22 protein-coding genes and 1 pseudogene are annotated in these 22,535 nt (G+C 31.1%); 8 read left to right on the forward strand and 15 right to left on the reverse strand.

Annotated elements, in window-relative coordinates; translation table 11 throughout:
* Positions 1 to 197 precede the first annotated feature (197 nt).
* Positions 198 to 1,260: pseudogene (locus HW119_RS15395) on the forward strand (transposase).
* 82 nt (positions 1,261 to 1,342) lie between these two features.
* Here the strand turns inward: HW119_RS15395 and HW119_RS15400 are convergent.
* Together HW119_RS15400 and HW119_RS15405 are read right to left on the reverse strand one after the other, a co-directional pair.
* A complete protein-coding gene (locus HW119_RS15400; RefSeq protein ID WP_177765942.1) occupies positions 1,343 to 2,515 on the reverse strand; it encodes a GlmU family protein in 1,173 nt (390 codons plus the stop codon).
* Positions 2,516 to 2,616: 101 nt separating this feature from the next.
* On the reverse strand, positions 2,617 to 2,868 hold the full coding sequence (locus HW119_RS15405; protein ID WP_177765945.1) for a type B 50S ribosomal protein L31: 252 nt from the start codon (positions 2,866 to 2,868) through the stop codon (positions 2,617 to 2,619).
* 230 nt (positions 2,869 to 3,098) lie between these two features.
* On the opposite strand from HW119_RS15405, the gene HW119_RS15410 reads away from it, so the two are divergent.
* The 4 genes from HW119_RS15410 to HW119_RS15425 are packed head-to-tail and all read left to right on the forward strand — an operon-like array spanning position 3,099 to position 8,183.
* The gene (locus HW119_RS15410) at positions 3,099 to 3,644 is read left to right on the forward strand and encodes a DUF4199 domain-containing protein (RefSeq protein ID WP_177765948.1); all 546 of its coding nucleotides are present in this window, start codon (positions 3,099 to 3,101) and stop codon (positions 3,642 to 3,644) included.
* A gap of 7 nt (positions 3,645 to 3,651) precedes the next feature.
* Entirely contained in the window at positions 3,652 to 4,614 is a 963-nt protein-coding gene (locus HW119_RS15415; protein WP_177765951.1) for a glycosyltransferase family 2 protein, read from the forward strand.
* Positions 4,615 to 4,620: 6 nt separating this feature from the next.
* Positions 4,621 to 6,345: a phospho-sugar mutase gene (locus HW119_RS15420; protein ID WP_177765954.1), complete on the forward strand. Its 1,725-nt coding sequence runs from the start codon at positions 4,621 to 4,623 to the stop codon at positions 6,343 to 6,345.
* Between the two features lie 5 nt (positions 6,346 to 6,350).
* A complete protein-coding gene (locus tag HW119_RS15425) occupies positions 6,351 to 8,183 on the forward strand; it encodes an ABC transporter ATP-binding protein (protein ID WP_177765957.1) in 1,833 nt (610 codons plus the stop codon).
* Positions 8,184 to 8,499: 316 nt separating this feature from the next.
* On the opposite strand, the gene HW119_RS15430 is transcribed toward HW119_RS15425, so the two are convergent.
* On the reverse strand, positions 8,500 to 8,994 hold the full coding sequence (locus HW119_RS15430) for a thioredoxin family protein (protein WP_177765960.1): 495 nt from the start codon (positions 8,992 to 8,994) through the stop codon (positions 8,500 to 8,502).
* 204 nt (positions 8,995 to 9,198) lie between these two features.
* Between HW119_RS15430 and HW119_RS15435 the strand changes: the two genes are divergently transcribed.
* Together HW119_RS15435 and HW119_RS15440 are read left to right on the forward strand one after the other, a co-directional pair.
* Positions 9,199 to 9,747, forward strand: a complete 549-nt coding sequence (locus tag HW119_RS15435) for an IS1096 element passenger TnpR family protein (protein WP_177765963.1) — start codon at positions 9,199 to 9,201, stop codon at positions 9,745 to 9,747.
* Between the two features lie 85 nt (positions 9,748 to 9,832).
* Positions 9,833 to 10,894, forward strand: a complete 1,062-nt coding sequence (locus HW119_RS15440) for a nucleoid-associated protein (RefSeq protein ID WP_177765966.1) — start codon at positions 9,833 to 9,835, stop codon at positions 10,892 to 10,894.
* An 88-nt stretch (positions 10,895 to 10,982) separates the two neighbouring features.
* Here HW119_RS15440 and HW119_RS15445 read toward each other — a convergent pair whose 3' ends face one another.
* Positions 10,983 to 11,447: a thioredoxin family protein gene (locus HW119_RS15445; RefSeq protein WP_177765969.1), complete on the reverse strand. Its 465-nt coding sequence runs from the start codon at positions 11,445 to 11,447 to the stop codon at positions 10,983 to 10,985.
* Positions 11,448 to 11,584: 137 nt separating this feature from the next.
* Here HW119_RS15445 and HW119_RS15450 point away from each other — a divergent pair, with 137 nt between their 5' ends.
* Complete coding sequence (locus HW119_RS15450; RefSeq protein WP_177765972.1) at positions 11,585 to 12,022, forward strand: c-type cytochrome; 438 nt, start codon at positions 11,585 to 11,587, stop codon at positions 12,020 to 12,022.
* Between the two features lie 29 nt (positions 12,023 to 12,051).
* Here the strand turns inward: HW119_RS15450 and HW119_RS15455 are convergent, their stop codons facing one another.
* The 11 genes from HW119_RS15455 to HW119_RS15505 form a co-directional block, all read right to left on the reverse strand.
* Complete coding sequence (locus tag HW119_RS15455) at positions 12,052 to 12,684, reverse strand: nitroreductase family protein (protein WP_177765975.1); 633 nt, start codon at positions 12,682 to 12,684, stop codon at positions 12,052 to 12,054.
* A gap of 6 nt (positions 12,685 to 12,690) precedes the next feature.
* Positions 12,691 to 13,650, reverse strand: coding sequence for a phosphoribosylaminoimidazolesuccinocarboxamide synthase (locus HW119_RS15460; protein ID WP_177765978.1), 960 nt, complete (start codon positions 13,648 to 13,650; stop codon positions 12,691 to 12,693).
* 17 nt (positions 13,651 to 13,667) lie between these two features.
* Complete coding sequence (locus tag HW119_RS15465) at positions 13,668 to 15,653, reverse strand: thiamine pyrophosphate-dependent enzyme (RefSeq protein ID WP_177765981.1); 1,986 nt, start codon at positions 15,651 to 15,653, stop codon at positions 13,668 to 13,670.
* Positions 15,654 to 15,798: 145 nt separating this feature from the next.
* Positions 15,799 to 16,581 carry a glycerophosphodiester phosphodiesterase gene (locus HW119_RS15470; RefSeq protein WP_177765984.1) on the reverse strand — a complete coding sequence of 261 codons (783 nt, stop codon included), beginning with the start codon at positions 16,579 to 16,581 and terminating at the stop codon, positions 15,799 to 15,801.
* Between the two features lie 104 nt (positions 16,582 to 16,685).
* Entirely contained in the window at positions 16,686 to 17,081 is a 396-nt protein-coding gene (mnhG, locus tag HW119_RS15475; protein ID WP_177765987.1) for a monovalent cation/H(+) antiporter subunit G, read from the reverse strand.
* Positions 17,074 to 17,349 carry a monovalent cation/H+ antiporter complex subunit F gene (locus HW119_RS15480; protein ID WP_177765990.1) on the reverse strand — a complete coding sequence of 92 codons (276 nt, stop codon included), beginning with the start codon at positions 17,347 to 17,349 and terminating at the stop codon, positions 17,074 to 17,076. The genes mnhG and HW119_RS15480 overlap by 8 nt, the downstream gene beginning before the upstream one ends.
* The gene (locus HW119_RS15485) at positions 17,349 to 17,828 is read right to left on the reverse strand and encodes a Na+/H+ antiporter subunit E (protein ID WP_177765993.1); all 480 of its coding nucleotides are present in this window, start codon (positions 17,826 to 17,828) and stop codon (positions 17,349 to 17,351) included. The genes HW119_RS15480 and HW119_RS15485 overlap by 1 nt, the downstream gene beginning before the upstream one ends.
* On the reverse strand, positions 17,828 to 19,339 hold the full coding sequence (locus HW119_RS15490; RefSeq protein WP_177766008.1) for a proton-conducting transporter membrane subunit: 1,512 nt from the start codon (positions 19,337 to 19,339) through the stop codon (positions 17,828 to 17,830). Before HW119_RS15490 ends, HW119_RS15485 begins: the two co-directional genes overlap by 1 nt.
* A complete protein-coding gene (locus HW119_RS15495; protein WP_177766012.1) occupies positions 19,336 to 19,689 on the reverse strand; it encodes a Na+/H+ antiporter subunit C in 354 nt (117 codons plus the stop codon). Before HW119_RS15495 ends, HW119_RS15490 begins: the two co-directional genes overlap by 4 nt.
* A 3-nt stretch (positions 19,690 to 19,692) precedes the next feature.
* Positions 19,693 to 20,136, reverse strand: a complete 444-nt coding sequence (locus HW119_RS15500; protein ID WP_177766015.1) for a Na+/H+ antiporter subunit B — start codon at positions 20,134 to 20,136, stop codon at positions 19,693 to 19,695.
* Positions 20,117 to 22,441 (reverse strand): putative monovalent cation/H+ antiporter subunit A, encoded by a 2,325-nt coding sequence (locus HW119_RS15505; RefSeq protein ID WP_177766018.1) that lies wholly within the window; start codon positions 22,439 to 22,441, stop codon positions 20,117 to 20,119. The genes HW119_RS15500 and HW119_RS15505 overlap by 20 nt, the downstream gene beginning before the upstream one ends.
* Positions 22,442 to 22,535 lie beyond the last annotated feature (94 nt).

Here is a 22,535-nt window from a genome sequence, read left to right on the forward strand (position 1 = left end):
TGTTTCAGAATCTCCAATTTTTAAAGTTTATTCATAATTAATATAAAACAAAAAAAAGGATACCGCTCCAATCCCTAACGCAACCGAAGTCTTAAAGTTCAAAGGCATTATAACATAAACTATGTAAACAGAAAAAATAATGGGGATTTTAAAACCCCATTATTTTTTTGTTTAAACTTAAATATTTATATGGTCTTATGAGAAAAGAAGATTTATTATCGGATGAATTTTTAAAGCAATTCAAAACAGGCGAAGACCTAAATGGTTTCCTTGCTCAATTACAAAAACGTGGTTTAGAAGCGATTTTAAACGGTGAACTAGATGCACATCTAGAATATGATAAACATGAGAAATCAAGCGTATCAAATTCTAGAAACGGATATTCTAACAAAAAGTAAAAACTTCTTTTGGCGAATCTCAAATTCAAATTCCTAGAGATAGAGAAGCTACTTTCAACCCAATGATTGTTCCTAAAAGACAAAACATAGTTGACGGATTAGAAAATGTAATTGTATCTTTATATGCTAAAGGAATGAGTGTTAGTGATATTGAAGAACAAATCAGAGAAGTGTATAATTTTGATATTTCTATCTCAACTATATCCCGAATAACAGAGTCGGTCTCAAATGATATTATAGCTTGGCAAAATCGACCATTAGATCCCGTTTATTCGATTGTTTGGATGGATGGTATCGTTTTTAAAGTTCGTGAATGTTCAAAGGTTATGAATAAGACAATTTATCTTACTGTAGGATTGTACAAAGATGGAAAAAAATAGGTTTTGAGTATGTGGTTCATCAAATCAGAAATTCAGCACGTTATGTGGTATGGAAAGATAAGAAAGAATTTTCAAAAGATATGAAACAAATTTATGATGCTCCAACCAAACAAGCTGCTAAAAGTGCTTTAGAAGATTTTGCTAATAAATGGAATCATAAATATCTATATGCGATAAAATCTTGGGGAGAAAACTGGGAAGAACTTACGGTATTCTTTGATTTTCCTATAGAAATCAGAAGGATAATTTACACCACTAATCTAATCGAAAATCTAAATGATAAGATCAGAAAACACACCAAAAATAAATTATCATTCCCTACGGATGATACTGTTTTAAAATCCGTATATTTGGGATTAAGAGAAGCTACCAAAAAATGGTCAATGCCAATCCAAAATTGGGGATTAATCCTCAATCAGTTCTTAACTATATCTAAAAAAAAGGGTTCAACTTTAATTAAAAGTCAAACCCCATTATTTTAAAACTTACACACCTTTTAAGATAGTGTCTTTTATTGCCAAAAAATTCCCTAAAAACAAATGTCAATAGGGATTTTTTATGATTTTATTTTTGCCATTCTTTGGTTTCATCGAACACATGTTGAAGTATCGCTTGCTCCATTTCATCAAAATCTACATGACGACGTGCCATAACGATTTTAGCAGTTTCAAAAGCTTTTTTAGGCAAATATGCTTGCGTGCCTTGAGCTCCTCCCCAAGTAAAATTAGGAATATAATTTCTTGGAAAACCTGCCCCAAAAACATTTGCTGCAACTCCAACAACCGTCCCCGTATTAAACATGGTATTGATTCCACATTTAGCATGATCTCCCATCATCAATCCACAAAATTGCAAGCCTGTATTTTCAAAACGTTCTGTTTCGTAATTCCAAAGTTTAACACTTTCGTAGTTATTTTTAAGGTTTGAATTATTTGAATCTGCGCCAATATTACACCATTCTCCTAAAACTGCGTTTCCTAAAAATCCGTCATGCCCTTTGTTTGAATACGCAAACATAACAGAATTATTCACTTCACCACCTACTCTACAATGCGGTCCAACAGTTGTAGCTCCATAAATTTTAGTCGCTAATTTAACCTGAGCTTCTTCGCAAAGCGCAAAAGGACCACGAATTACAGAACCTTCCATAATTTCTGCATTTCTACCAATATAAATTGGACCTGTAGTTGCATTTAACGTACAGAAATTTAATACAGCTCCTTCTTCTATAAAAATATGTTCAGTTCCTAAAACATTTACAGTCGCAGGAATTGGTTCAGATTCACGATCTGCTGTTAACAGATCAAAATCTGCACGAATAGCAGCATCGTTTTTCTGGAAAATATCCCAAGTATGTTCAACTGTTAAAACATCTCCTTCAAAATCAATTAATTCGTACGATTCAAAATCGATCTCATCTTGAGAATTAGTCGTAAAAAAAGCAACCATTTCATCTTCATAAACAATCGCTTGATTTTCTTGAAGATTTTCAATCAATTCAACCAATTCAGGATTTGGTAAAAAAGATGCATTAATCATCACATTTTCTTCCAATTCAATCATTGGATATTTTTCTGAAAGATATTCTTCTGTAATTGTAGTTGTAGTTGTGCCTAGAAATTTCTCCCATTTTTCACGAATCGTCAAAATTCCAATTCGAATATCAGCAACTGGACGAGTAAAAGTAAAAGGTAAAAGATTATTCCTAACCGCTCCGTCGTATAAAATATAATTCATGTCTATGTTTTTTTCAAATGTACAAAATAGTGGTGTAAAAATACGAAAACAAAAAAAGCCATTCTAAAAAAGAATGGCTTTTATATGTAAATTTCAGTTTATTATTTACTGAATTTAGCGTATTTAGTTTTGAATTTATCAATACGTCCTGCAGTATCGATAAGTTTAGATTTACCTGTATAGAATGGGTGAGAAGTTCTAGAAATCTCCATTTTGAATACTGGGTACTCTACTCCATCAACTTCAATAGTTTCTTTAGTTTCAACTGTTGATTTTGTGATGAATACGTCTTCGTTAGACATATCTTTAAACGCTACTAATCTGTAATTTTCTGGGTGAATACCTTTTTTCATGATAAACCTTGTTTTTAATTAATGGATAAAAGTTACTTTGAAGCTTTACGAATAAAGGTGTAAATAACCGTTACCTTTTTGTTATAAATTATTTTTGTTCTATTTCAGATTGCAAATTTACAATTTAATCTCAAAACACAAACATTTATACCACTTTTTTTACAAAGAAATATAACATTTCTGTAACTATCATTTTACTATATTTGTATTCTTATATATTTATCAAAAACATGAATCAAACAATTAAAAATATTGGAATCAAATTCGGATTATTTCTAGCTTTAATCCTAAGTTTAATCAACGTTGGAATTTATTTTTACGATTACAACATTATGGCATCAACAGCAAACGGATTCATTTTATTGTTTGTTATTATCCTTTTCGGATTGATTTCTACTGCTTTGTCTAAATACAAAATTGGTGGTTTCATTACATTTAAAGAAGCTTTTACTCCCTATATTTTAACGATTTCTATCGGAATTATTATTTCTACAATTGTACAATTTTTAATTTACAGTGTAATTGATCCTGAAACAGGGGAATTATTAAAAGAAACTTTAAGAAATATGTATGTTGAGCAAATCATGAAATCTAACGGAACTCAAGAAGAAATTGCCGCTTCAATTGCAGAAGTTCAAAAAACAAATCCATTAGCTTTTGGTGGACTAATTTCATCTTCGGTAATTCGAATTGCAATGCTTTCTGTTGCAGGAATTTTAATTGCTTTAATTTTTAGAAACCGTTCTGAATTTTCAAACACGCCTCAAACGAAATAATTTACGAATGAATTTATCCATCATAATTCCATTATTAAATGAAGAAGAATCGTTACCCGAATTACACGATTGGATTGCTCGCGTAATGCAAACAAACAATTTCAGTTACGAAATTCTATTTATTGATGATGGTAGTACTGATAATTCTTGGAATGTTATTTCTGAAATTTCAAAAAAAGATGAGAATGTAAAAGGCATTCGTTTTCAGAAAAATTATGGAAAATCTCAAGCTTTAAATATCGGATTTAAAAAAGCTCAAGGAGATGTAATCATTACCATGGATGCCGATTTACAAGACAGTCCAGATGAAATTCCAGAATTATACCGCATGATTGTAAATGATAATTACGATTTAGTTTCGGGATGGAAAAAGAAACGTTTTGATTCGGTTTTATCAAAAAACTTACCTTCAAAACTATTTAACTGGGCAGCTTGTAAAACTTCTGATTTAAAACTTCACGATTTCAATTGCGGATTAAAAGCTTACAAAAACGAAGTCGTGAAAAACATCAACGTTTATGGCGAAATGCACCGTTATATTCCGGTACTTGCTAAAAACGAAGGTTTTAATAAAATCACCGAAAAAGTTGTAAAACACCAAGCTAGAAAATACGGAACGTCAAAATTTGGAATGAGTCGTTTTATCAATGGATTTTTAGATTTAATCACCATTTGGTTTTTATCTAAATTCGGAAAACGTCCAATGCACTTATTCGGAGCTTTAGGCGTTTTAATGTTCTTTATTGGATTTTGCGCCACGTTGTTTATCGGAATTTACAAAATATACAAATTAACCGTTGGAGAACCGGCAATTTTAATCACAAGTAATCCTTGGTTTTATATTGCATTAACAACGATGATTTTAGGAACACAGCTTTTCTTAGCTGGTTTTTTAGGAGAAATAATCTTAAAAACAAATAAGAAAGAAAAAAGATACAAAGTTTCAGAAACACTTAAAATTGAAAAATAAACACCAATGGAAATCAAATCAAACATATTAGAAAAAGTAACACAATGGCTTTCGCCTGTTTTCGATTCTGAAACCACAGAGAAAGTAAAAGATTTAATGACTTCATCTCCTGCTGAATTAGAAGATGCGTTTTATAAAAATTTAGAATTTGGAACGGGCGGAATGCGTGGAATCATGGGCGTTGGTACCAACCGAATCAACAAATATACATTAGGAAAAAATACACAAGGATTATCGCAATACTTAAAGCAAAGTTTTCAAAACCAAGAAATCAAAGTTGCTATTGCTTACGATTGTCGTCATAACAGTGATACGTTAGCTAAAGTGGTTGCCGATGTTTTTTCGGCAAACGGAATTAAAGTATTCTTGTTCTCGGAATTACGTCCTACACCCGAATTGTCTTTTGCAGTAAAATATTTAAACTGTCAAGCAGGAATTGTTTTAACAGCTTCACACAATCCACCAGAATATAACGGCTACAAGGTTTATTGGGAAGATGGCGGACAATTGGTTCCACCACAAGACCAAGAAATTATCGATTTAATCGAAAGCTTAAAATATGAAGATATTAAATTCGAAGCAAACGAATCGTTAATTGAATACATCAATACAGAAGTTGATGAAGCTTTTGCCATTTCTGCAATCGAAAATGCAAGTTTCAATATTCCAGCAGAAGCGAAAGAAAATCTAAAAATTGTTTTCACTTCGTTACACGGAACTTCAATTAAAGCTATTCCGAATGTTTTAGCTAAAGCAGGTTATACCGATGTAAATATCGTTACTGAACAAGCAGAACCAAATGGAGATTTCCCAACGGTAAAATCACCAAACCCAGAAGAGCCAGAAGCTTTAACCATGGCTTTGAAATTAGCTGATGAAACAAATGCAGATATCGTAATCGGAACAGACCCAGATTCGGACCGTTTAGGAGTTGCTGTACGTGACAACGATGGCAAAATGGTTTTATTAAACGGAAACCAAACCATGGTAATCATGACCGCTTTCTTATTAGAACAATGGAAACGCAACGATAAAATCACAGGTAAAGAATTCATCGGCTCAACGATTGTTTCTACTCCAATGATGTTCAATTTAGCAGATGCTTACGGTGTTGAATGTAAAGTCGGTTTAACCGGATTTAAATGGATTGCCAAAATGATTAAAGATTTCCCTGAATTAAAATTCATCGGAGGTGGTGAAGAAAGCTTCGGATTCATGGTTGGCGATGCTGTTCGTGATAAAGACGCCGTTGCTTCTACCCTATTGGTTTGCGAAATTGCTGCAATTGCAAAAGCATCAGGAAGTAGTTTATATAAAGAGTTAGAAAACTTATATGTTGATTTTGGTTACTTTAAAGAGCATTTGATTTCAATCACTAAAAAAGGAATTGAAGGCGCAAACGAAATCAAACAAATCATGACGAATTTACGTGAGAATCCGGTTTCTGAATTGAACGGTGAACGCGTAGTTTTCATTGAAGATTATCAAAGTTCAAAAGCTTTAAATATGGATACGAAAGAATTAGAAGATTTAAAACTTCCAAAATCAAACGTATTGATTTATTACTTAGCTGATGGTAGTAAAATTTGTGCTCGCCCAAGTGGAACTGAGCCTAAAATAAAATTCTATATGAGCGCAAATATGCCAATAGAAAATGTTGAAGAAATCAAAGATGCAGATGCTTATTTATCTGACAAAATTGAAAACATAATCAAAGATTTGAATTTATAAATTTTATGGACGACAATTTAAAAAAAATAATTCCTTACACTAAAAAGTACAAAAGAAACGTAGTCTTAAACATTTTTTTTAATGTTTTATATGCGCTTTTCAGTACCATTGGAATGGTCTTTATTTTTCCTGTTATGCAAGTATTATTTGCAGATGGAGAGAAAGTAACAAAATACCCAAAATATACAGGATTTATAGATGCTATTGGAAATTGGCAAGAATATTTATTTTATTACGTAAACGAATATTCCAATAAATATGGTGTTTATTATGGATTGATGATTACAGTAAGCCTAGTTTTAATTACTTTCTTACTAAAAAATTTATCTAATTATTTTGCTTTACAAAATATCACCAAATTAAAAAATGGTGTGTTACGTGATTTACGCGAAAAAATGTACAACAAAATTGTATCATTACCTGTTTCTTATTATTCCGAAAAAAGAAAAGGTGATGTAATGTCTCGCATGCTTAGTGATATTAACGAAGTTCAATCGTCTTTTTTTCTTATATTAGAACTAATAATTAAGGAACCACTTACCATACTTTTCTCGCTAGGATTTATGTTTTACACTAGTTGGAAATTAACCCTATTTGTATTTATTTTTATGCCAATCTCAGCCTTAATTATTACTAAGATTGGAAAAACTTTAAAAGCTAAATCAACCAAGGCACAACAAGAAGGTGGTTACATGATTTCAATTACCGAAGAAACTTTAAGTGGATTAAAAGTAGTTAAAGCTTACAATGCCGAAGCTTATTTTTCGAATTTATTCAAAGATTCGGTGAATCGTTTATTTAAGTTAACCAATGCAATTGCTAAGAAAAATAACTTAGCACAACCTATGAGTGAATTTCTAGGAATTGTGATTATTGGAGTTCTATTAATATATGGTGGAAATTTAGTTTTAGTAGAAAAATCAATCAAAGGTTCAGAATTCCTAATGTATATTGGTTTAGCTTATAACATTTTAACTCCGGCAAAAGCAATTTCAAAAGCTTCATATCAAATGAAAAATGGATTAGCTGCAGCAGAACGCGTTTTTGAAATTTTAGAAGTTAAAAATCCAATTATTAATAAAGAAAATGCAAAAGAAATTTCATCATTCGATAAAGGAATTGAAATTAAAAACGTAACTTTTGCTTATAATGATGATGCCGTTTTAAAGAATTTTTCTCTAGACATCCCGAAAGGAAAAACGATTGCTTTAGTTGGACAATCTGGTTCGGGGAAAAGTACAATTGCCAATTTACTAACGCGTTTTTATGATGTAAATAATGGTGAGATTTTACTTGATGATGAAAACATAAAAAATGTTACCATGCATTCATTACGAAATCAGATGGGATTGGTAACGCAAGATTCAATTATGTTTAACGGATCCATTGCAGATAACGTTAAACTTGGAAAGTTAAACGCAACAGACGAAGAAGTTATCACAGCCTTGAAAATTGCTAATGCTTACGAATTCGTAGCTAATCTTCCAGAAGGCATAAATACCAACATTGGAGATTCTGGAAATAAACTTTCGGGCGGTCAAAAACAACGTATTTCAATTGCACGTGCGATTCTAAAAAATCCACCGATTATGATTTTAGATGAAGCAACTTCAGCTTTAGATACAGAAAGCGAACGCTTGGTTCAGGATGCTTTAGAAAAAATGATGCAAAACAGAACTTCGGTTGTCATTGCACACCGTTTATCAACCATCCAAAAAGCAGATAAAATTGTAGTTATGCATCACGGGGAAATTGCAGAACAAGGAACTCACGAAGAATTATTAAACCTTGGCGGAACGTATGCCAAACTGGTTTCTTTACAATCTTTAGATAGTTAGAATCCGTTTTTTCTCATAAATCAGCTTAAATACAATAGAATTATTTTGTAAACCTATTTGTATTTAAGCTGATTTTTTTTGCTTGAAATTAAGTAAATCATATCTTTTGAATTTTCATCCTAACAGCTTATTTACATAATTAATATTTTTTTACACCTTTTAAAACTTTAAACAATCTGAGATTTAATTATAATTCTATTTATACGTAATCCATTCAATTTAATACTTTTCAGTATAAAACTCATAACTTCACAAACAAGAATATTGAATTAAAACTATATTCTTTAGAAAAACAACATGAAGCAATCATTCCGATTTAATTTTTGTATTTGTCCAAAAAATCGATCACTTTTTGAGCATCGTAAGTAATTCCGTTTTCAAATGATCCGCTTTCTTGAAGTTTTAAAACTTCTCCATTTTTACTTAAAATAATAAAAAATGGATATCCCAATTTGGTACCTTCAGGAACATATTTATCAAAAACAGCTTGATTTTTATTTTCGTTCGAATAATTCAAATGATAATACAAGTAGTTTTTAGCTAAATTCTCGCGTACAGATTTATTCTTTTTTCTGAAATCATCAAAACGCAAACACCAAACACACCAATTTCCGCCCGCTTGAAGAATGACATTTTTATTTTCTTTTTTAGCGCGAATTAATAAAGCATTAATTTGAGCTGCTGCATCATCTTCTGGATGATAAGGTTTAATCAATTTTTCACTTTTCTTGGTTTTCGTATTTTGAGCAAACACATTTGTCGTACTTAAAAATTGAATTCCAATAATTAAAAATATAAACGATAATTTCATCTTAGTTTAATTAAAAAAAAAATAAAAGTACAGTTTATTCTCAACAGAAAAAAATAAATTGAAGCTATAAATAGGGTAATTCAAAAATAACATGAACTAATCTTTTAAGCCTTTAACTAATTAAATTGTTTATAAATTCATTTTTAAAAAAAAGGTTTTAACATTTTAAAATAATACATTTGTAACATCAAATAATTGACAATTATGATTTATAAATTCAGAGCGATTTTAGACGCAGAAGAAGATATTTTTAGAGACATCGCCATTTCTGACGATAATACATTAGAAGATTTGCACAATGCTTTAGTAAATGCTTTTGGATTTGATGGTTCAGAAGGTGGTTCGTTTTTTACATGTGATGAAGATTGGATTCAGGATGAAGAAATTCCTTTATTTGATATGGGCGATGTTCCTGGTGAGCAAAAAACGATGGCAGATATTGTATTGTCTGAAATTTTATACGAAAGTCAAACAAAGATTTTATACGTTTACGATCCGTTTAATATGTGGACTTTCTTTGTTGAATTAGCAGCTATTGAAAAAAATGACGAATCCGAAGAAACTGAACTTCCTGCTTTGTTGTTCGCTCATGGTGTTTTACCAGCAGAAGCTCCAGTAAAAGATTTCAATGCTCCCCTTTCCAACGATGATATGTTTGGAGATTTTGACGACGATTACGACGATGAAGATTTTGATATGTTTGAAGGTGGCGAAGATTTTTCTGACTTCGGTTATGACGACAATTCATATTAAAAGCTTTCAAAATAAAAATCAAACTAAAGAAAACTCAAAAGGTTTTCTTTTTTTAACTTATTAATTTAGCAAAAAAAATACGCAAATGATCAATTTATTCAATACACAAATCGAATCATTATCGATCCATCGTGTGGGAAACAAAAGTAGAAATGAAGCTATATTTTTATCAGAAAACACTTTTACTGTAAATGATGAAATTATGCCTTTATTGAAAGATTATTTCTTTAAATCTTTTCGAGAAAAAGAAGAAAATTATTTTCAATTTACGCATGATGTAGATTTAGATTATAACGAAATGTATAATTTTGCTTCAGAATTATTTACCAATCCAAATAATTCTCACGAAATTTCAAAGAAAATAACCAAGCATTTATTTGATCAATCAAACCATCCGCACATTAAAAACGGGGAAGTTTATGTTGCACATTTGACTAATGTTTCTATCGATAATAATGTGGTTGATGCTATTGGAATCTTCAAAAGTGAGATCAAAGCAGATTTCTTACAATTCGAAGAAAACGGATCTAACCTTGAAATGATTTTGCAACAAGGAATCAATCTTAGCAAACTTGACAAAGGTTGTATTATTTTTAATTACAAAAAAGAAGAAGGTTATAAAATCTTAACCATCGATAGCAACCGTTACGATGCGCGTTATTGGTTGGAACATTTTTTATGTGTTGATGCGTTTCAAGATGAAAATTTCATGACGAAAAAATACTTGAAATTCGTTCAAGATTTTGCCAAAGATGTCGTTCTTCCTGCTGAAGATAAAAAGGAAGAAGTGATGTTTATGAATCGTTCAGTAAACTATTTTGCTAAGAATGATGAATTTGAAGAAACAAATTTCTTAAACGAAGTAATTGAAAATCCAGATTTACAAGCTGAGTTCAAAAATTATAAAGTAGATCGCGGAGAAAAATATTCGATTGAAGATACTACCAATTTCCCAATTGCAAATAATGCAGTTTCTGATGCACGTAAAAAAATTAAAAACGTCATTAATTTAGATACAAATGTTCAGATTAAGTTAGATTTTATTAATGCCGAATCTGCTGAGAAATTTATCGAAAAAGGTTGGGATGAAGAAAAACAAATGTACTATTACTTAGTTTATTTCAACAAAGAACAAAAAACGAATTAATAGCTAGTTCTATAATAACAAAAAGGAGTCGAAATTTATTTTCAACTCCTTTTTTAATTAATAACCTAAAAAAATTATGTAATTCAATTTATTTTTTACTTGCCAAAATAGTTTTTGCAGATTCAATCCATTTTTCAGGCCCGCCTGCAACATAACCAACGCTTCCAACAGGTGCAAAATTTACTTTTTCATTTTCTAGTTGAGCAGTTACAAACCAAATAGTTGGATAACCTCGAACACCAAAAACTTGTTGGATTTGCGCATTTTGCATTTTTAGACTTTCATCTTGTGCAGTTCTTCTAGGAAAATCTAATTCCAACAAAACAACATTATCTTTTGCCCATTTTTTGAAATCGGGTTGCGTAAATACTTCTTTTTGCAACTTAATACACCAACCGCACCAATCACTTCCGGTAAAGAAAAGTAACAGCGGTTTTTTTGATTTATTAGATTCGGTAATTGCTTTATTAACATCGGTATGCCAAACTAATTCTTGCGCATTTGAAAATGAACTGATTAATAAAAATAGAGCAATAATAATTTTTGATTTCATAGCATGGATATTTTTTATGAAGATAAATATAAAAAAATTCTAAATACAAATAACTTTTTTAAAATTTATAGTAAAAGAAATCATTTAAAATGGTAATTTAAGGTTCTTAAAATCAAAACCAAACCAACTTACCTATCATGAAAAAAGTGTTAATAATAATTTTATCTATTTGTTTGATTCTAGTTATCGTTGAAGCGTTGACTCCAAATTTTAATTTTGGTGACTTATTCAATACTCCAAAAACAGAAAAACACAATTCGGAGATTGAAAATACGCCAAATTTATCAACAGAAGATATTGATCATCAAATACAAAATGAATTAAACAAAAACATTTCCGGAAAAGATAATTTTACTCAACAATGTAGTGCTTGTCACGCAATTGATAAAAAAATAATTGGTCCAAAACTGAGAGGTGTTGATTACATGACTTTTAATAATTGGACTAATAACGAAGTTTTCTACAAGACAAATATATCTAAAAGCGGATATTCCATGTTAAGTGTGCATTACAACATTACAAATTATATGACTGAAGATGAAATAAATTCGATTTACGAATATTTAAAACAGTAAAAGCCCAGATTTTCATCCGAGCTTTTGTTTTATTTTATGTGATGCACCATAAAGTCGGTGTTTTTTCGTACTTTTTTTAGCTGTACTTGCCAATCATTCACCTCATCTCTGTAACCTATCGGTAGTAATAAAACACTGCGTAAGTTTTTCTCTTTAAACTGTAATAGTTCATCTAATTCGTTAGGTAAAAAACCTTCCATCGGAGACGAATCTACTCGTAAAGCTGCTGCTTCGGCCATAGCAAATGCAAATGCAATATATACTTGGCGTGCGGCATGTTCAAACTGGCGTTCGGTAGTCATGGCTGTTAATTGCTTGGTCACTCCGTTTTTATAACCGTCAGAAAAACCTTTTTCAAGATCGCGTTCAGCCTCGTAATAATCAAAGTAATGATTGATACGATCTAACGAATAATGATCCCAAGCTGCAAAAACAATCAAATGCGAACAATCTAAAACCTGCGATTGATTAAAAGATAATTTATGAATCTTTTCTTTTAATTCTTGATTGGTGATTACAAACATTTCAAAAGGTTGTAAACCAGATGATGTTGGCGCCAAACGTGCGGCTTCGATTATTTTAGCTACATTTTCATCAGAGACTTTTTCGCCGTTTAATTTCTTTGCGGCATATCTCCAATTTAATGATTCGATGATTGACATAACTTTTTAATATTTTGTGTAAGATGCTAAAAAGGCATTTACATTTGCTTCGATACGATTTTCAATGTGCGAAACGTCTGCTTTTACAAATTCTTCACCCATGATTTTCTCATATAACTCAATATAACGTTCAGAAACTGAATAGATATAATCATCTGTCATTTCCGGAACCACTTGCCCCTCTTTTCCTTGGAAATCATTTAAGATCAACCATTGGCGAACAAACTCTTTAGATAATTGTTTTTGAGGTTCGTTGTTATCTTGACGCATTTGGTAACCATCTGCATAGAAATAACGAGAAGAATCAGGCGTGTGAATTTCGTCGATTAAAACGATAATTCCATCTTTTGTTTTACCAAATTCGTATTTTGTATCTACTAAAATCAATCCGCGAGAATCAGCGATTTCAGTTCCACGTTGAAACAAATCTCTGGTATATTTTTCTAAAATTAAATAATCTTCTTCTGATACAATTCCGTTTGTTAAAATAGCTTCACGCGAAATATCTTGGTCATGTGTTCCTAAATCAGCTTTTGTTGTTGGTGTGATAATTGGCTCTGGAAACTTATCGTTTTCTTTTAAACCTTCTGGAAGTTCAACCCCACAAAGCATTCTTTTTCCAGCTGCATATTCACGAGCTGCATGCCCAGATAAATAACCGCGAATTACCATTTCAACTTTAAACGGTTCACATAAATGACCAACAGCAACGTTAGCATCTGGCGTAGCGATTAACCAGTTTGGAACAATATCCGAAGTCAAATTCATAAACTTAGTTGCGATTTGATTTAAGATTTGTCCTTTGTAAGGAATTCCTTTTGGCATTACTACATCAAAAGCTGATAAACGATCGGTAGCGATCATTACCAATAAATCGTCGTTGATGTTATAAACTTCACGAACTTTACCTTTATAAACCGACTTTTGTCCAGGAAAGTTAAAGTTTGATGATGTGATTGTATTCATATTTTAGTTGTGTGTTATTAATAGTCCAAAAGTACTAATAATTCTTTTTCAAAACGAGCTTTTGGCAAATATTGCTCTTCTAAATTTTTCATAAACGGAATAGGCGATTCTAAACTTGCTACACGTTTAACTGGTGCATCTAAATATTGGAAACACTCTTCCATAATAGCAGCCGATAAATCACTTGCAATTCCACCAAACATCGTATCTTCTTGAAGAATGATTACTTTACCTGTTTTCTTAACCGAAGCAAAAATGGTTTCGTAATCTAAAGGTTGTAATGAACGTAAATCGATTAAATCTGCAGAAACTTCTGGATGTTTTTCTAAGGTTTCCATAGCCCAATGTACTCCAGCTCCGAAAGAAATCACGGTAACATCATTTCCTTCTTTAATCATTGCTACTTTTCCGAAAGGAATAGTATAATAATCTACAGGAACTTCTTGTTGAATTGAACGATATAAGGCTTTATGTTCAAAATAAATTACAGGGTTTGGATCGTTGATTGCCGTGTTTAACAATCCTTTGGCATCTACAGGAAAAGCCGGATAAACTACTTTTAAACCTGGCGTTTTAGTAAACCAAGCTTCGTTAGTTTGCGAATGGAAAGGTCCTGCTTGAGTTCCTCCACCACAAGGCATACGCACCACCACATCGGCATGTTCTAACCAACGGTAGTGTGATTTTGCTAATAAGTTTACAATTGGATTGAATCCGGTTGAAACGAAATCGGCAAACTGCATTTCTACCACTGCTTTGTATTTGTTGATTGAAAGTCCCATGGCTGTTGAAACGATAATACTTTCGCAAATTGGCGTATTACGCACGCGATCTTTTCCGAAAGCTTCAACAAATCCTTGTGTAATTTTAAAAGCACCTCCGTATTCTGCAATATCCTGCCCCATGATTACCATGTTTGGATATTTCTCCATCGATTCTTTTAAGGATTGCGAAATCGCATCGATAAAACGAATGTTTTCGGTTTGAGTTGAAGGTTTGTAATCTTCAAAAGTATAGGGTTTGTACACATCGTTAAGCTCTTCTTCTAAACTTGCTTCGATAGCAGGTTCTTCTTGAACTTTTTGCCAATCTGTATCTATTTCATTTTTGATTGCTGCGCGGAAAGCTTCGTCTAATTCTGGAGTTAAAATGCCGTTTTCTAAAAGATATTTTTTATAGTTTTCAACCGGATCTTTCACTTTCCACATATCAAATAATTCTTGTGGAATGTATTTGGTACCACTCGCCTCTTCGTGTCCACGCATTCTAAACGTTTTCATCTCGATTAAAACTGGACGAGGGTTTTCACGCATGGAAATAGCTAACTCGTTTAATTTGTTATATACTTCAAGAATGTTATTTCCATCGATGATGTAACTTTCCATTCCATAACCAGCTCCACGATCAGCTAAGTTTTCACAACGATATTGTTCGTTTGTAGGCGTTGAAAGTCCGTAACCATTATTCTCGATGATGAACATTACAGGTAAATCCCAAACTGAAGCTACGTTTAATGCTTCGTGGAAATCACCTTCAGAGGTTGCACCTTCACCTGTAAATACAGCAGTAATTTTGTTTTCTTTACGAAGTTTATGCGCTAACGCAATTCCGTCTGCAATACCTAATTGCGGACCTAAATGCGAAATCATTCCTATGATTTTATATTCTTGCGTTCCAAAGTGGAACGAACGATCACGACCTTTAGTAAAACCATTTGCTTTACCTTGCCATTGCGAAAATAAACGATGTAATGGAATATTTCTTGAAGTAAAAACGCCTAAGTTACGGTGCATGGGCAACACGTATTCATCGTTTTCTAAAACCGAAGTTACCCCAACTGCAATTGCTTCTTGTCCGATTCCTGAGAACCATTTAGAAACCTTTCCTTGACGAATCAAAATCAACATTTTTTCTTCGATCATTCTAGGTTTCAATAATTTTTTATATAAATCTAAAAGCACTTCATTAGAAAGGCTTTTCTTGTCATAATTTAAAGTTTCCATATTAGATTTTTAGCGCTCTAAAATTAATATTTTTAAACGTAAAAAAACATATTTCACAAAAAACATTATGTTTATTTATTCAGATTTATATTTTTTCTAAACATGTTATTATTTTTACTAATATTTGGCTGAAAATTAGTTTAATTTATGGTTTAAGTTTAGCATAAATTTCAAGAAATTGAGCTGGATAATCTGTAGTAATGACATCTATTTTTTCGTCTAGTAATTTCAAAAACAAATCTTCTTTATTAACTGTCCAAGAATTGGTAATCAAACCTAATTTTCGAGCGTCTTTTAGATAGTTTTTATTTTCTTGATACACTTTATGATTGTAATCAATTCCGTCTAAACCAATTTGTTTGATTTCTTGAGGCGTTTTATCGCCATTTAAATACGATATTTTGTAACTAGGCAATTGTTGTTTGATGTAAATTGACGCATCATAACTGAATAATATAAATTCGATTTGCTCTTCTAACTTTTTATCATCAAGATAATCTTTAATTAAATCGATCATTAAATAAGTTCTAGAAAGAGAAATGTTAGAAGTTTTGATTTCAAAAATCAATTTGGTTTTATTTTGTTTTAATCCTTCAGATAAATATTCTTCAACAGTTGGTAACTTTTCACCATTTGGATGTTTACGTGTATTTAATTCTTCGTAAGTATGCGTTTCAATATCTAAACCATAAAAATCATGATCATGATTCACCACCATTTTAGCATCTTTGGTCAAATGCACATCAAATTCGGTTGCGAAACATTCCAATTCGATTGCCTTTCTTAATGAAGCAATGGAGTTTTGTGGTAAATTAAATTCTTTCCAAGCACCTCGATGTGCAATTACAGGATTTTTGATTTGAGCCATACAATTAAATTGAATAAGCGTTAAAAAAATAAATGTTGATTTAAAAAAAAGTGCGTTCATTTTGTTGTTTTATAATTTCAAACTAACAAAATGAATATTAACTAAACATCAACTCTAATTTAAATAAAAAACACATTTAGAAAAACTAAATGTGCTTATAAATATTATTTGGATTTATTCGAATCGGATTTTGATTGAGCTTCTTCTTCATTTTCTTTGACCATGGTACAAAAACTATCCGGATCATCTTTCATTTCATCAATAATCGAATGTTTCCATAATTTTGTACCGTTTACATAAGCAACTTTTCCGATTAGATAACCAGCAACTGGAGCTGTCAAAAACAAGAAAAATATAATGGAAATGGTTTTGGTAGTTACCGAAAATTCAGCAAAATATAAGGCAGCTGCAATCAAAATTGCTCCAACTCCTAAAGTTGCCGCTTTTATAGTCACTGAAAGTCGTGAATAAAAATCAGGCATTTTATAAATTCCTACCGAAGCAACGAGTATAAATAATGCACCAAGCGTGCTTAATATCATAATTAAAATATCAGTCATTTTTCTTACTTTTATATAAATAATAGGCAAAAGCTACTGTGCTTAAAAAAGCAATTAGTGCAAGAATCATTGCAACATCTAAAAAGTTATAATTGTTTGTAATAATACTAAACAAAGCAATAAATCCAACTCCGATTGTTATTAATAAATCTAATGCAATAACGCGATCAACTATTTGAGGTCCTTTAATTAAACGAGCTAAAACAATTATCATCGCTAAAGATATAATTGGCATAACCACATATGCTAAATACGTTTCTATATCCATTATCTAATTATTTCTAGAAGTTTTTTTTCAGTTCTTTCTTTCAAATTCTTTTTAAATCCATCGATGTCTTTTAGATACATAGCATGTATAAACATGTATTTTTTGTCTTTTGAAATATCAATAACAACAGTTCCAGGAGTTAGAGCAATCATATTAGCTAACATGGTAATTTCAAAATCAGATTTAGCATCCATTTCGAATTTTACAATTCCTGGTTTCATATTGTAATTTGGCGTAATAACGTCGATAGTAACTTCAATATTTGCTTTTATCATGTCGTATAAAAAATTCAACATAAAAGCAAAAATCTTAGGAACGCGTAAAAAATAATCATGGTTTGAAGTTCTTCTTCGATTTAAAAACCATAAAAGTAAAAATCCGACAGTAAAACCAAACCCAAAATTTGTATAGTTTAGCTCACCGGTCAAGGCAACCCAAACTAAAGTTAGCAATATATTTAGTAAAAAATTCTGTAACATTATGTATTTGTTTTCATTACGGCATCGATGTAAATCTCTTTGTGCTTTAATTCATATGCGGCTTTTTCTGATAATTTAAAAATATTATTTGCTCCAAATCCTATAAATAAAGATACGAATGTCAGAAACACAATTGGAGCAATTAGCGCAAATTTTCCAGATTTTGGCATCGGCGTAAAATGATCCATTTCTTCAGTTAATGGTTTTGGAGATTCTTTCCAGAAAATTTCAATCCACATTCTGATAATCACAAACAAGGTAACAAAACTTGCTAGAATTAAAGTTAGAAGTAAGATGTAATTTCCTTGAGTAAAAGATTCTTTTAATAATAAAATTTTTGGCCAAAATCCTGATAAAGGCGGAATTCCTACAAGTGATAAAAATACCAAAGCAGCAAGCATTGAAAACTTTGGATAATCTTTTAGTAAACTTCCCAGACGTGTCATATCAACTGATTCGCGAATTTTTACAATCACACCGGTAATCATAAACATATTACTTTTTACAATTACATCGTGAATCAAATAGAATATGATTGCTGTAAAGGCTAATTCGGTATACAAACCAACTCCAGCAATTAAATATCCGATGTGACAAACAATTAAATAGGAAAGAATTCTACGGATGTTTTTCTTATTTAAAGTTCCTAAAGCTCCAGTAAACATGGTTAAAATTGCAATAACAATAAACAAAATTGTCGTGAAATTATCAGGAATAAAAATAATTGTAAAGACACGAATCAAAGCGTAAACTCCCATTTTTGTTAACAAGCCTCCAAAAATAGCTGCGATTGCCGAAGGTGTTGTATGGTACGATGATGGCAACCAAAAATACAATGGAAAAATAGCTGATTTAATTCCAAAACCTACAAAAAATAATAAAGATGTTACGGTAACCAAACCTTTATTTTCTACTTCTTGAATTTTAATTGCTATATCTGCGATATTTAAACTACCAGTAATTCCGTATAAAATTCCGATTGCAGTCAAAAAAATCGATGATGCTAAAATGTTCATTGTTACATATTTGATTGCACCTTCCATCTGCATTTTTTTTCCACCAACGGTCATTAATATAAAAGATGAAATAATTACAACTTCAAACCAAACATATAAATTGAAAATATCTCCTGTTAAAAAAGCTCCTAAAAGTCCCATTATTAATAAATGAAACGTAAAAAAATATCCAAAACGAATTCGACTCACGTTTAATGCTGAGGTCGAATAAATGCCAACGGCTAAAGAAACAATTCCGGTTAACATAACCATAATTGCACTTAAAGTGTCAGAAATAAATGTTATCCCAAATGGTGCTTTCCAATTTCCGGTTTGTAAAACAAGTACATCGTTTGTTAAAGTTAATTCAAATAATTTTACACATAAAATAAAAGCAATGCTGTTACCAATTACGCTAATTATTTTTTGAGCCAAAACCTTTTTCCAGAAACATAATAAAATTATGGCTGTGATAAAATGAACGATTATTGGTGCAAGTATAAAATTTGTTGTCATATATCTAAATCTTGAATATTTAGCGAATCAAGGTCGTCTGTTCCTGTTAATGTATAAGCTTTTTTTAATAAAACTAAAGCAAAAGCTGTTAATGCGAAACTAATTACAATAGCTGTTAAAATTAATGCTTGTGGAATTGGATCTGCATAAGCTTCTAGAAATCCAATTTGATCTTCTGGAATAATTGGAGCTTTTCCTTTTGTGATCCCACTCATCAAGAAAATGAGAATGTTAACTCCATTTCCAAGTAGAATAATTCCGATTAATAATTTAACCATACTTCTACGAAGCATCATATAAATTCCAGCTGAATAAAGTACACCGACTAATATTACTAATAATAATTCCATATATTAAACATTTTCAGAAATAGTGAATATGATAGTTAAAACAACTCCAATTACAACAAGATAAACTCCGAGATCGAATAAAAGTGCAGAACCAAATGCACCGATTACATCAACTTTATTTAAAAACCAAATACTTGTCATAAATGGTTTTGAAATTAATAGTGGCAACAAACCGCTGAATAACGACAAACTCAATCCCATTGGAATTAGAAAAAGTGGACGAAATCTAAACAACGAGATGGTTCGTTTTGTGTTGTAAGCAAATGAATGTAAAACAAATGCAATAGATGCAATTAAGCCTCCAACAAAACCTCCACCAGATAAATAATGCCCTCTAATCAAAACAAAAAGAGAAAACATGATCAATAATGGTAAAAGATAATTCGTTGCTGTTTTTAAAATAATCGTATCAAGTTTGGGTCTACTATTATTCTCTTCTTTCTTCATCTTCTGTTTTATATTTTAAAATACTTAATACTCCAACTGCCGCAATTGACAATACAATAGTTTCGATCATTGTATCAACTCCTCGATAATCAACTAAAATAACGTTTACAACATTCTTTCCTTTTGCCAAGATATAGGCATTTTCTGCATAAAATTTACTGACTTCTTTATTTGATGGATAAACCAATGCTTGTAAAGTAATCATGGCTATTAAAATTCCAAAAGCAGTTGAAACAATAACATCTCGTATTTTATTTTTTGTATTACTAAATTTCAAAAATGCAGGAAGCTTAAATAATACCAATACAAATAAAACAACGGTCAAAGTATCAATTGCAAACTGCGTCATTGCTAAATCTGGAGCTCCATAAACAACGAAAATCAAACAGATTGATAATCCAACAACACCTAATGAAACAATTGCAGTTAATCGAGATTGTGTTAACGTGATAACTGTAATTGCAGAAATAATTAAAACAAAAATTACAAATTCATAAATTCTAAATGGCGATAAATCATTTGTATTGATTTTCAAAGTTACATCTGAGAATAGTTTATATCCAACGATTCCAATGATGAAAACAATGATAAATAAAATATAACTTCTCAAATATCCGTTATGAAAAAAACGTGTGTATTTGAAGGCAAATATTTTTATATTATTTGCCATAATTGTAATTATTCTTTTAGGTCCTATTTCATTTAACTTATCAAATCTTTCAATTGTTCTATGCGAAGGTTTGATTACAAAATAAAGCATTGTCCCCAATACGATTGTTGCACCACTAAGAAGTAAAATCGTATTCCAACCGTGCCATAAATGAAGTTCTTGAGTTACTGAACTTCGTAAAATCGATGTGGTAACTGATGAAATAATTCCTTGATCAGCAAGAAAAGGACAAATTCCAAAAAGCAATGTAAACACAGACAAAATCACAATTGGTAACCAAAGTTTATAATCTGGTTTATGAATGTTTTCAAATTTTTCGGGTAGTTTCCCAAAGAATGGTCGAATTCCAACTAATAGACCAGCACTTGTTAAGAATACATTTGTAACCAATACTAACGCTGTTAAAATCCAAACACTATTGTATGTCCAATAATCAAAATCAAAAGTAGAACCGTAAATAATCTCTTTACTAATAAATCCGAATGTCAATGGAACACCAGCACTAGATAACGCCGCAATTACAGCACATACAGCAACAATTGGCAATTTCTTTTTTAATCCAGACAAAACGGTTAAATCTCTTGTGTGTGTTTCGTGATCTACAATTCCGGTTACCATAAATAAAGAAGCTTTATAAAGCGCGTGAACTAATATAAAAGTCGCTGCTGCTAACAAAGCTGTTTCTGAACCAATTCCTAATAAAAAAACAAGAATCCCTAAAGCTGAAATGGTCGAATATGCCAAAACACTTTTCATATCAACTCTAAAAACACTCAGAAAAGCTCCAACTAACATTGTGGTTCCACCGACACTCATTAAAACAAAATTCCAAACTTCACCATCTGATAAAATCGGAGTGAAACGCGCAATCAAATAAATCCCAGCTTTTACCATAGTTGCCGAATGTAAATAAGCTGAAACTGGAGTTGGTGCTTTCATTGCACCAGGAAGCCAAAAATGAAATGGAAATTGAGCAGATTTTGTAAATGCTCCTAATAAAAAGAAAGCGATTAATACATAATATTGATAATTAGATTGAAGTACTTCTGATTGACTTAACAGCTCTTGAATTGAAAAAGTTCCTGTAATGGAATTCATCATTACGAATGAAGCTAATAAAAAGAAACCTCCTAAACCCGTTATTGATAATGCCCAAAGTGCACTTTTTCTCGATTCTTCATTGGTGGTATTAAATCCAATAAGAAAGAAAGAAGAAATACTTGTTAATTCCCAAAACATGAATAACGAAATTAGATTATCAGACAAAACCAAACCCAACATCGCTCCCATAAAAATGGTCAAATAACAATAAAATCTATTTATGTATGGATCTTTATTCAAATACGATGAAGCGTAGAGATAAATAAGCGCTCCAATGCCCGTTATAAGTAAAGAAAATAGTAAGGATAATCCATCAATCTTAAAATCTAAAGAAATTCCAAGACTTGGAATCCATTGATTTTCAAAAATCAGACTGTTTTGTCCAGATTGAATTTCAGGAATGAAATATAAAAAATATAAAAATAAACTAAAAGGTAGAATGCTTAGGAATTTGAAATACTTTGAATCTTTTGCAGGCCTGAGAAGTAAAATAGCAAAGCCAACAATAAAAACTGAAATTATAAGTAATAGCATATATCTAATTTTGATCTTATTTTAAATATTTTTTGAGATTTAGTAAAGATACTATTTTTTACTGATTTTTATTAATTCATAGTATAAGTGAAAG

The organism is Flavobacterium sp. I3-2, from assembly GCF_013389595.1.
GTDB lineage: Bacteria > Bacteroidota > Bacteroidia > Flavobacteriales > Flavobacteriaceae > Flavobacterium.